The organism is Cupriavidus sp. WS, assembly GCF_000395345.1.
GTDB lineage: Bacteria > Pseudomonadota > Gammaproteobacteria > Burkholderiales > Burkholderiaceae > Cupriavidus > Cupriavidus basilensis_B.
On the sequence record NZ_AQPL01000353.1, the window covers coordinates 1 to 11013 of the forward strand.

General features: G+C 70.4%; 10 protein-coding genes. 7 read left to right on the top strand and 3 right to left on the bottom strand.

The window, feature by feature from the left end; genetic code table 11:
• Window positions 1–495: 495 nt before the first annotated feature.
• The gene (locus tag K206_RS0126035; protein ID WP_020205312.1) at window positions 496–1191 is read right to left on the bottom strand and encodes a GntR family transcriptional regulator; all 696 of its coding nucleotides are present in this window, start codon (window positions 1189–1191) and stop codon (window positions 496–498) included.
• Between the two features lie 276 nt (window positions 1192–1467).
• Between K206_RS0126035 and araD the strand changes: the two genes are divergently transcribed.
• From araD to K206_RS44685, 4 genes are all read left to right on the top strand, one after another.
• Window positions 1468–3207: an L-arabinonate dehydratase gene (gene araD / locus K206_RS0126040; protein ID WP_020205313.1), complete on the top strand. Its 1740-nt coding sequence runs from the start codon at window positions 1468–1470 to the stop codon at window positions 3205–3207.
• Window positions 3207–3944: a ribonuclease activity regulator RraA gene (locus K206_RS0126045; RefSeq protein WP_020205314.1), complete on the top strand. Its 738-nt coding sequence runs from the start codon at window positions 3207–3209 to the stop codon at window positions 3942–3944. The genes araD and K206_RS0126045 overlap by 1 nt, the downstream gene beginning before the upstream one ends.
• Window positions 3945–4039: 95 nt before the next feature.
• Window positions 4040–4978, top strand: coding sequence for a 2-hydroxyacid dehydrogenase (locus tag K206_RS0126050; RefSeq protein WP_020205315.1), 939 nt, complete (start codon window positions 4040–4042; stop codon window positions 4976–4978).
• A gap of 116 nt (window positions 4979–5094) precedes the next feature.
• Window positions 5095–5229: a hypothetical protein gene (locus tag K206_RS44685; protein ID WP_020205316.1), complete on the top strand. Its 135-nt coding sequence runs from the start codon at window positions 5095–5097 to the stop codon at window positions 5227–5229.
• Between the two features lie 29 nt (window positions 5230–5258).
• Here the strand turns inward: K206_RS44685 and K206_RS0126060 are convergent, their stop codons facing one another.
• The gene (locus K206_RS0126060) at window positions 5259–5942 is read right to left on the bottom strand and encodes a GntR family transcriptional regulator (protein ID WP_020205317.1); all 684 of its coding nucleotides are present in this window, start codon (window positions 5940–5942) and stop codon (window positions 5259–5261) included.
• A 204-nt stretch (window positions 5943–6146) separates the two neighbouring features.
• Between K206_RS0126060 and K206_RS0126065 the strand changes: the two genes are divergently transcribed.
• The 3 genes from K206_RS0126065 to K206_RS0126075 all read left to right on the top strand — a co-directional run bounded on the left by K206_RS0126065 (window position 6147) and on the right by K206_RS0126075 (window position 10301).
• A complete protein-coding gene (locus K206_RS0126065; protein WP_020205318.1) occupies window positions 6147–7571 on the top strand; it encodes an amidase in 1425 nt (474 codons plus the stop codon).
• A 38-nt stretch (window positions 7572–7609) separates the two neighbouring features.
• A complete protein-coding gene (locus K206_RS0126070) occupies window positions 7610–8611 on the top strand; it encodes a tripartite tricarboxylate transporter substrate-binding protein (RefSeq protein ID WP_020205319.1) in 1002 nt (333 codons plus the stop codon).
• 103 nt (window positions 8612–8714) lie between these two features.
• Window positions 8715–10301 (top strand): Na+/H+ antiporter, encoded by a 1587-nt coding sequence (locus tag K206_RS0126075; protein ID WP_020205320.1) that lies wholly within the window; start codon window positions 8715–8717, stop codon window positions 10299–10301.
• 17 nt (window positions 10302–10318) lie between these two features.
• Here K206_RS0126075 and K206_RS0126080 read toward each other — a convergent pair whose 3' ends face one another.
• On the bottom strand, window positions 10319–10828 hold the full coding sequence (locus K206_RS0126080; protein ID WP_043367104.1) for a LuxR C-terminal-related transcriptional regulator: 510 nt from the start codon (window positions 10826–10828) through the stop codon (window positions 10319–10321).
• Between the last annotated feature and the right edge of the window lie 185 nt (window positions 10829–11013).

Below are 11013 nucleotides of genomic sequence, written 5' to 3' on the forward strand. Positions count from 1 at the left end.
GTTTTCGTGGTGGGCGTGGTGGAACCAGCGCGGGTATGTAGGGTTTCGGTCAGCGTTGAGCGCTCTCGTGTCAGCATCTCTCAAGCGGGTACGTTTCAAGCCGGGGCCACGGCGCCCACCACGAATCCAGTACCGATCGAGACATCGCACCCATCCGCCCCGGTCGCGGCAGCAGCTTGAGCTACCTGGACCAACGCCACCATGCAGCGCCACCACGAATCCAACACCACCCAAGAGAGCGTGGCCACCAGAATCGGTACCGGCAGAATCCCAGCAGAACCACCACCCCCACCACGAAACCACCAACCTCGGCAACTCTGTTCGGCTCTGCCCCTGCCGGCAAGGCAGTCCGCTTTCTTGGCTTACTTTCTTTTCGGATAAAAGAAAGTAAGTCGCGCCGGGGGCGCGAAAGCCGTTGACTTTAAGCTTTTGAATTTTAATTTGACTTTGAAGTTAAAGCCTTTGACTTTGACACTTCAAATCCAAAAAATCCGCCTACTCCAAATAATCCCCATACCTCCCCCGTATCTCCTCAAGATTAGCAAGCGTACCCGACAGATGCCGCCGCAGGCTGGCCTGCGCCTCGTCCACGTCGCCGCGCGCGATGGCATCGACGATGGCGGCATGGTCCGCCACCACGGCGCCGGCCTTGCCGGGAATCGGCAGGTGCAGGCGCCGCAGGCGGTCCAGGTGGCCGCTCTGGCGGCGCACCAGCAGCCACAGGTCGGGCACCTGCGCGGCGTCGTACATCTGGCGGTGGAAGGCCAGGTCGAGCTGGGCGAATTCGGCGAAGTCCGGGGCGGGCAGCAGCGCCTGCTGGCGCGCCACCATCTGGCGCAGGCGCTCGGCCAGCGCGGCGTCCGGCGCCCCGGCCAGCGTGCGCACGATCTCCACCTCGACCGAGCGGCGCAGGAAATGCGCCTGCCGGGCCAGCGCGATGCTGATCGGACTGACCACGGTGGCGTGCTGCGGGAAGATGTCGACCAGCCCTTCCTCGCTCAGGCGCATCAGCGCGTCGCGCACCGGCGTCTGGCTGATGCCGTACCGCGCGGCCAGGTCGGTGCGCGAGAGCACCGTGCCGGGCGTGAGCGCCATCGAGATGATCTGCTCGCGCATGTGCTCGAACACCTGCGGCGCGGCATGGCGCGTGCGGTCGAACTGGAACTGGATGTGCGCGGCGGTGGCTTCCATCGGGCGGCGGCGGTCTTTGTCGGGGGGCACGCGGCGGTATGCGTATCCGGAATATCAGGTTTGGCAAAAGGCGGGGGCGCAGCGCCACGCGCTGTGGTGCACTTACGCTTGGCTGCGCGTGGCGCAGCCGCGGCGAGGCCCGCTGCCCCGCATTCTAGAGCAAACGCCCTTGGTTTGACACACTAATATATTAGTGCTCTAATTGGCCGCCATCCTATCAGATGTCATACCTCTGCTGCCGGCGGAGGCCCACGACGAACATCCCAGGAAGAGACAATGACGTCCCGAAAGAAGACGCCCGAGACATTGCGCAGCGCGCGCTGGTTCGCGCCCGACGACCTGCGCTCCTCCGGCCACCGCTCGCGCATCATGCAGATGGGCTACGCGCCCGAGGAATGGCTGGACCGCCCGGTCATCGCCATCATCAACACGTGGTCCGACATCAATCCGTGCCACTCGCACTTCAAGCAGCGCGTGGACGACGTCAAGCGCGGCGTGCTGCAGGCCGGCGGCTTCCCGATCGAGCTGCCCGCCATCTCGCTGTCCGAGAGCGCGGTCAAGCCGACCACCATGCTGTACCGGAACATGCTGGCGATGGAGGCCGAGGAGCTGATCCGCTCCCACCCGGTCGACGGCGCCGTGCTGATGGGCGGCTGCGACAAGACCACGCCGGGCCTGCTGATGGGCGCCTCCAGCGCCGGCGTGCCGGCCATCTACGTGCCGGCCGGGCCGATGCTGCGCGGCAACTACAAGGGCAACGTGCTGGGCTCGGGCTCGGATGCGTGGAAGTACTGGGACGAGCGCCGCGCCGGCAACATCAGCCAGGCCGAGTGGACCGGCATCGAGGGCGGCATCGCGCGCAGCCACGGCACCTGCATGACGATGGGCACGGCCAGCACCATGACGGCGATCGCGGAGACCATCGGCATGACGCTGCCGGGCGCCTCGTCGATTCCCGCCGCCGACGCCAACCATATCCGCATGTGCTCGGAGTCGGGCCGGCGCATCGTCGACATGGTGTGGGAGGACCTGACCCCGGCGCGCATCCAGACGCGCGCCGCGTTCGAGAACGCCATCGCCGTGGCGATGGCGATGGGCTGCTCCACCAACGCCATCATCCACGTGATCGCGATGGCGCGCCGCGCCGGCTGCGAGATCGGCCTGGAAGACTTCGACGCGGCCAGCCGCCGCGTGCCGGTGATCGCCAACATCCGGCCCAGCGGCGACAAGTACCTGATGGAGGATTTCTTCTACGCCGGCGGCCTGCCCGCGCTGATGAACCGCATCCGCGACAAGCTCCAGCTCGACGCGCTCACCGTCACCGGGCGCACGCTGGGCGAGAACATCGCCGGCGCCGAGGTCTACAACGACGACGTGATCCGCACTCCGGACAACGCGCTCTACCAGGAAGGCGCGCTGGCCGTGCTCAAGGGCAACATCGCGCCGGACGGCTGCGTGATCAAGCCGAGCGCCTGCGAGCGCCGCTTCTTCAAGCACACCGGCCCGGCGCTGGTGTTCGACGACTATCCGTCGATGAAGGCCGCGGTGGAGGACGAGAGCCTCGACGTCACCGCCGACCATATCCTGATCCTGCGCAACGCCGGCCCGCAGGGCGGCCCCGGCATGCCCGAGTGGGGCATGCTGCCGATCCCCAAGAAGCTGGTCAAGCAGGGCGTGCGCGACATGCTGCGCATGTCGGACGCGCGCATGAGCGGCACCAGCTACGGCGCCTGCATCCTGCACGTGTCGCCGGAATCGTATATCGGCGGCCCGCTCGCGCTGGTGCGCACCGGCGACCTGATCTCGGTGGACATCGACCGCCGCAGCATCCACCTCGAAGTCTCCGACGAGGAACTGGCGCGCCGCCGCGCGGCCTGGACGGCGCCGCCGCCGCGCTTCGGGCGCGGTTACGGCTGGATGTTCTCCAAGCACATCCGCCAGGCCAACGACGGCTGCGACTTCGACTTCCTGCAAACCGATTTCGGCGCGCCCAGCGGCGAGCCCAGCATCTACTGATGACCGCCATGACCGAAACCAGCCAGTTCAGCCCGCGCACGCGCGACCAGCTCAAGACCGTCAGCACCGCCACGCTGTGCACCGCGCTGTTCAAGCGCGGCCTGCGCAACCAGTTCCTCCAGGACGTGCATCCGCTCAACCCGGCGCACGGCAACATGGTGGGCGAGGCCTTCACGCTGCGCTACATCCCCGCGCGCGAAGACCTCAACCCGATCACGGTGTTCCAGGACCCCGACCATCCGCAGCGCCAGGCCGTGGAGCAATGCCCGCCGGGCGCGGTGCTGGTGATCGACAGCCGCAAGGACGCGCGCGCGGCCTCGGCCGGCTCGATCCTGGTCACGCGCCTGATGCGCCGCGGCGTGGCCGGCGTGGTGACGGACGGCGGCCTGCGCGACGCGCCCGAGATCGCGCGGCTCGCCATCCCCGCCTACCACCAGCGCCCGTCCGCGCCGACCAACCTGACGCTGCACCAGGCCATCGAGATCAACGGCCCGATCGGCTGCGGCGACGTGGCCGTGTTCCCCGGCGACGTGATGGTCGGCGATGGCGAGGGCGTGGTCGTGATCCCGCGCCACCTGGCCGAGGAGATCGCCGCCGAGGCGGTGGAGATGACCGCGTTCGAGGATTTCGTCACCGAGGAAGTCAACAAGGGCCGCTCCATCATCGGCCTCTATCCGCCGACGCAGGAACAGAGCCGGCTGGATTTCGCCGCCTGGCGCGAGAAGAACGGCCGCTAGGCCGGGACCAGGCAGAGCACTGCCGCCAAGACACAAGACGGAGCCACCGCGGCTCCGCCCACCCCAACCCGACCGACCACAAGGGACCTCTTCTCATGAAACACCGCCTTCTCCAGCACGGCCGCCTGCCGGCCGCGCTCGAAGCCAGCCTGGCCGAGCACTACGACGTCCACCCGCTGTGGGCCGAGACCGACCCCGCCGCCTTCCTGGCCGCGCGCGGCGGCGAGTTCGTGGCGCTGACCACGCGCGCCGCCAACGGCGTGGACGCCGCCATGATGGACGCCATGCCGGCGCTCAAGGTCATCTCCAGCTTCGGCGTGGGCCTGGACAAGATCGACCTCGACGCCGCGCGCGCGCGCGGCATCGCCGTGGGCTACACGCCCGACGTGCTCAACGACTGCGTGGCCGACACCGCGTTCGGCCTGCTGATGGACGTGGCGCGCGGCTTCAGCGCGGCCGACCGCTTCGTGCGCCGCGGCGCATGGCCCAGCGGCGCGTTCCCGCTGAGCACGCGCGTGAGCGGCAAGCGCATGGGCATCATCGGCATGGGCCGCATCGGCCGCGTGATCGCGCGGCGCGGGCTGGGCTTCGACATGGACGTGCGCTACCACAGCCGCCGCCCGGTGGCCGACCTGACCTACCGCCACGAGCCGTCGCTGGCGGCGCTGGCCGAGTGGGCCGACTTCCTCGTCATCGCCACCGCCGGCGGGCCGGAAACCCGCCACCTGGTCTCGGCCAGCGTGCTCGAGGCGCTCGGGCCGCGCGGCTTCCTGATCAACATCGCGCGCGGCACGGTGGTGGACGAGGCCGCGCTGGTGGACGCGCTGGCGCACAAGCGCATCGCCGGCGCCGGGCTCGACGTGTTCGAGCACGAGCCGCAGGTGCCGCCCGCGCTGTTCGCGCTGGACAACGTGGTGCTGCTGCCGCATATCGCCAGCGCCACCAACGAGACCCGCCAGGCGATGGCCGACCTGGTGTTCGAGAACCTGCAGAGCTTCTTCGCCACCGGCGCGGTCAAGCGCGAGGCGACCTGACGCCCGGCGCGAGGCGCGGCGGCGGCCCCCTACCACCGTGTGGTAGCGCCCCGCCCGCGCCTTTGCGCATACTTCACGCTCGACGCAAGGACAGAACCGACAACAAAGGGTCGAGCATGGAAGTCATCACGTTTGCCGCGTATCTCCTGGTCTTTCTGCTCGCGCTGCTGCTCGGCGCGCGCAGCGTGAGCCGGCATCACCCGGCCCTGCGCCAGGATGCCGCGCCGTCGCTGAAGCGCCGGCAGTCCTGACGCCGGACGCCCGAAACCGGCTTTTCCCTTCAGGCCTGCGCCACGTCCGCGCCGGCCTGCGCCATCACCCTGAGGCGCGCCATCGAACTGCGGATGTGCTGCCGCGCCACCTGCTCCGCCCGGTCGCCGTCGGCGCTCTCGATGGCCGCCACGATCTGCTCGTGCTCGTCGATGGCCGCCAGCGCGCGGTCGCGCGGGAACACGGTGCGCGGCGCGAACACCTGCGAGGTCATGTGGACGATCGGCACCTGCCGCGCCAGGTATTCGTTCGACGCCAGGCCGATGATGGTGGTGTGGAATTCCACGTTGGCCACCGTGTATGCCTCGGGCTGCCACGGCGCCAGGCTGCCGCGCTGGGCGCCGATGACGGCGCGCAGCGGCGGGCCCGCCAGCTTGCCGGCGCGCTCGGCGGCCAGCCGCGCCGCGAGGCCGTCGATGACTTCGCGCAGGGCGTAGGCGTCCATCAGTTGCCGGAAGTCCGCGCTGACCACGGTGACGCCGCGCGCGGTCTCGGCGCTGACCAGCCCTTCGCGCTCCAGCATGCGCAGTGCCTCGCGCAGCGGCGTGCGGCTGATCTTCAGGTCTTCGGAGATCTCCACCTGGCGCAGCGCCTTGCCCGGCGGATAGACGCCGCGGTAGATGCGCTGGCGCAGCACCTGCGCCACCTCTTCCACCAGGCGCAAGCGCCCCTGCCATTCGAACGTTTCTGCCATTTGCCTCTCTGAGCGCCGCAGCGCAGTGGAAGTGCGGATTTTGTCGGCGCAGTTTACAAGCGCATGACACACGTCTACTATAGCCGCAAAGAATGGATTCTGGATCCAGAAACCAATGGTGCGGGCGCCCTAACGCGGCCGCGCCGTGGCGGCGCCTCCGATCCGCTCCGAGACGTTTTCTGGAGAAGCTCGCCAATGAGCGATATGAGCGATGCGCTTTGCTTCCTGTCCGCCACCGAACTCCAGGGCCGCATCGCGCGCCGGGAGGTCTCGCCGGTGGCACTCATGCGGGCGGTGCTGGAGCGCGCCGCGCGCCTGCAGCCCGAGCTGAACTGCTTCATCACGCTGTGCGCCGAGCAGGCCCTGGACGCGGCCCGCGCGGCCGAACAGGCCGTCATGGACGGCAAGCCGCTCGGACTGCTGCACGGCATCCCGTTTACCGCCAAGGATCTGGTCAACACGCAGGGCGTGCGCACCACCTTCGGCGCGGCGCCCTACCGCGACAACATCCCCGGCACCGACGCCGTCGCCGTGGCGCGCCTGCGCGCGCAGGGCGCCATCCTGATCGGCAAGACCACCACGCCCGAGTTCGGCTCCAAGTGCCTGACCGATTCGCCGCTGTTCGGCCGCACGCGCAACGCCTGGAGCGCCGCGCGCACCAGCGGCGGCTCCAGCGGCGGCGCGGCGGTGGCGGTGGCCAGCGGCATCGCCCCGCTGGCGGTGGCCACCGACGGCGGCGGCTCCACGCGCATCCCGGCCGCGTGCAACGGCGTGGTCGGCATCAAGCAGAGCAACGGCGTGATCCCGCACAGCCAGGCGCAGGACCTGTTCGGCAACCAGACCTACGTCACGCCGACCACGCGCACGGTGGCCGACACCGGCCTGATGATGCAGGTCATGGCCGGCGAGCATGCGTGCGACCCGTGGTCCATCGGCGTGCCCAAACCCGATTACGTCGAGGCGGCGCAGGCGCGCGGCGACCTGCGCGGCAAGCGCATCCTCCATTGCCTGGCGCCGCCGGGGCGTCCCGTGGCGGCCGAGGTGGCGCGCGCGTTCGAGGCCAGCCTGGCGCGGCTGGCCGGCCTGGGCGCGGAGCTCGAGCCGTTCTCCGGCGAAGGCTTCGACGTGGAGCCGATCTGGCGCGCGATCAACCACACGGTCTGGCGCGCGCGCTTCGCCGCCATCGCCGCCGAGCACGGCGAGCAGCTCAGCGCCACCTTCCTGCGGCAGGTGGCCTCGGCCGCGCAGGTCAGCGGCGTCGAATACCAGCAGGCCATGTTCGACCGCTCGGCGCTGTTCCAGCGCGTGCAGGCGCTGCTCGCGCGCGCGGATTTCCTCGCCATGCCCACGCTCACGCGCACCGCGCTGCCGCTCGGGCAGGACCTGTTCGGCACCATCGACATCGACGGCCAGCACTACGAGAACGTGCGCGCGCACTGGTTCCCGTGGACCATGCCGTTCAACATGACCGGCCACCCCGCCATCAGCCTGAACAGCGGCTTTGCCGCCGACGGCCTGCCGGTCGGCTTCCAGCTGGTCGGGCAGTTCCGCGGCGACGCGGCGCTGCTGCGCGCCGCCGCGCTGTTCGAGTCCGCGCACGGCCTGCTGGGCCAGTGGCCGCAAGCCTGACGACTTCCCCCCCCGAACGACCTGACCCCGCCCGCGCCATGATCCAAGCCTCTCGCCGCAAACTCACGCTCCACCTCCTGGCGCTGCCGGCCTGCGCCGCCGCCGTGCTCGCCCTGCCCCGGCCGGCGCACGCCGCGGACGGCGGCGAGCCGATGCGCATCGTCGTCGGCTACGCGCCCGGCGGCGCGGCCGACAGCCTGGCGCGCCTCTATGCCGAGCAGCTGCGCCAGGACGGGCAAGGCACGGTGATCGTGGAAAACCGCCCGGGCGCCTCGGCGCGGCTGGCGCTGGACTACGTCAAGCGCGCGAAGCCCGACGGCAAGACCGTCTTCATCGGGCCGTCGCCGCTGTTCACCATCTTCCCGCTCACGTACAGGAAACTCGGCTACGACGCCGACAAGGACCTCGTGCCCGCCGCCGTGCTGACCGACGTGCCGACCGTGGTGGCCGCCGGCGCGCAGCAGCCGTACAAGAACATGAAGGAATACGTGGAGTGGGCGCGCCGCAATCCGGCCGGCGCCAGCCTGGGCCTGGCCACCATCGGCAGCGCCGGCCACCTCGGCACCGTGGCGCTGGGCAAGTCGGCCGGCGTCGCCATCACGCCGGCGGCCTACCGCGGCGCCTCGCCGATGCTGGTGGACGTGATCAGCGGCAACGTTTCGATCGGCTGGGACGCGGTGGCCAGCATGATGACGCTGTACAAGGCCGGCAAGCTCCAGTTCCTGGGCGTGAGCGGCACGCACCGCGCCAAGGCGCTGCCCGAGGTGCCCACGCTCAAGGAGCAGGGCTTCGGCCAGTACGAGTACGCCACCAGCTGGTACGGCGCCTTCCTGCCGGCCGGCACGCCGCCGGACGTGGTGGCCAGGGTGGAGAAGATGTTCATCGCCGCCTCGGGCAACGCCGCCACCGCCGCCAAGCTCGAAGCGCTGGGGCTGGAAGTCGCGCCGAAGCCGGGGCAGGACGCGCGCCACCGCATCCAGGTCGAGCGCGCCGCGTGGAAGCCGATCGTGGAGGCCACCGGCTTCGTCGCCGAGGACTGAGCCGGCGGGCGGCGGGCGGTTCCTGCGGGCGCGGCCGGCATCGCGCGGGCCGGCGCCTGTAGTATTGCAGGCTGGCGCAGCCACCTTGCGAGGAACCCCCATCGTGTCCACGGCATCGGCGTTCGAGTTCATCCTGGTACTGGTCGGCGTCATCATCGGGCTGGAGCTGCTGGCCCGGCGCCTGCACCTGCCGCCCGCGGCGGCGCTGCTGGCCGGCGGCATGGCGATCGCCTTCCTGCCGGGCGTGCCGCAGCTGGAGTTCGACCCCGAGCTCATCCTCATCATCTTCCTGCCCCCGCTGCTGCTCGACGGCGCCTACTTCACGGTGTGGGAAGACTTCAGACGCAACCTGGGCGGCATCCTGTGGCTGGCCATCGGCGCGGTGGCCTTCACCACGCTGGCGGTGGGCGTGGTCACGCACTGGCTGCTGCCGGCGCTGCCGTGGGCGGCCTGCTTCGCGCTCGGCGCGGTGGTCTCGCCGCCCGACGCGGTGGCGGCCAAGGCCGTGCTGGAGCGCGTGAGCCTGCCGCGCCGGCTGATGGCGCTGCTCGAAGGCGAGAGCCTGCTCAACGACGCCGCCGGGCTGGTGCTGTTCCGCTTCGCCATCGCCGCGGCGCTGACCGGTGCCTTCAGCCTGTGGCAGGCCTCGGCCTCGTTCGCCGTGCTCGGGCTGGGCGGCGTGGTGGTGGGCGGCTTCATCGGCGCGGTGATGGTCACGCTGCAGCGCACGCTGGGGGTGGACCACCTCGTGATCGCCGCCTCGCTGCTGTCGCCGTGGCTGAGCTACACGGTCGGCGAATCGATGCACGTGTCCGGCGTGATCTCCACCGTGACCTGCGGCCTGATCATGGGCTGGCGCCAGCACGAGGTGCTGTCCGCGCGCATCCGCGCCAAGGGCACGGCGTTCTGGCAGGTGATGGTGTTCCTGCTGGAGGCGCTGGTGTTCATCCTGATGGGGCTGTCGCTGCGCGGCGTGCTGGCGCGCCTGGGCGGCGCGGCGCATGCGTTCGACACGCTGGCGCTGCCGGTGGCGGCGGTGGTCGCCGCGGTGGTGGTGTCGCGCTTCGTGTGGATCTTCGCCACCGGCTGGCTGCGCGCCGCCTGCGCGCGGCTGGCCGGGCGCGCCGCGCGGCCGCATTCGGCGGCCGGCTCGGCCGTGCTGTCCTGGGCCGGCATGCGCGGCGTGGTGACGCTGGCGATCGCCTTGTCGGTGCCGGAATCGATCCCGGGCCGCGACCTGATCCTGGCGGCGGCGTTCGCGGTGATCCTGGTGACGGTGCTGCTGCAAGGCTCCACGCTCGGCCTGCTGATCCGCGCGCTGCGCCTGGGCGACGCCGAGGAAACCAACCCGGCCCACCTCACCGAGTCGCAGGCGTGGGCGCACCTGGAGGCCGCCCAGTTCAAGGCGGTGGAAGCGCTGGCCTACGACGCCGGCGGCACGCTGATCCACCCGCGCCTGCTGGAGCAATACCGCTACCGCGCCGACATCACCGCGCGCTACAGCGCCGACACGGCCTCGCGCGCCGGCGTGGCCGCCGAGCACTACCGCGTGGTGCTGGCCGCCATCGCCGCGGGGCGCGCGGAACTGCTGCGCCTGCATCGCCTGGGCCAGATCCACGACCACGTGCTGGAAGTGCTCGAGCGCGACCTGGACCTGCAGGAGATCGCCGCGGAGGACGCGCGCGGCTGACGCGCCGCGCGGCGCGCTCAGTTCCCGGAGGCGGGCGTGGGCGCCATCAGGTCCTCGAGGAAGTACGCGGCAAGCTGGTGGCGCCCTTCGAGCCGCGCCTTGGCGTAGACGTTGGCGGCATGCTGGCGCACCGTCTTGGCGCGGCTCTCGCGCAGCGCGGCGATCTCTTCCAGCGAAAGCCCCTTGACCAGCAGCAGGGCCACGTCCTTCTCGGCCGGGGTCAGCTTCCAGGCGTCGAACTGCTCCTGCATGTGATCGAGGAAATGCCGCGTGCTCTGCCGGGCGGCGGCGTCGCGCTCCATCATGGCGCGCTCGCCGGCCCGCACCGCGTTGCGCAGCTCGGCGAAATCGCGCGCCACCCGCTGCCGCTCGCGGATGAAGACCAGCAGGATCGCCACGAACGCGATGGTCGCGGCCGTCTCCGCCAGCAGGTGGTAGTGCACGCCGACGTTGCGGTAGATCTGGCTCAGATCCCATATCTGATAAGCGGGGAAGAAAGCGAGCAACAGCAAAAGCCTGGGTGACATGTAGTGAGATTCCTGGGACAAGCTCCTCGGCACCATCCGTGCGAGGTCCGACTGGGCTTTAAATGTAACTGATTCTCGTTAGTGGGAAAAGCCGGCCCGCCAGCCCGCCGCGCGGGCGCGGACCGCCGCCGCAGCCGCGCGGATGGCCGCTTCCGGCGGCACGGGACATTTGTCCCGCGGGCCTG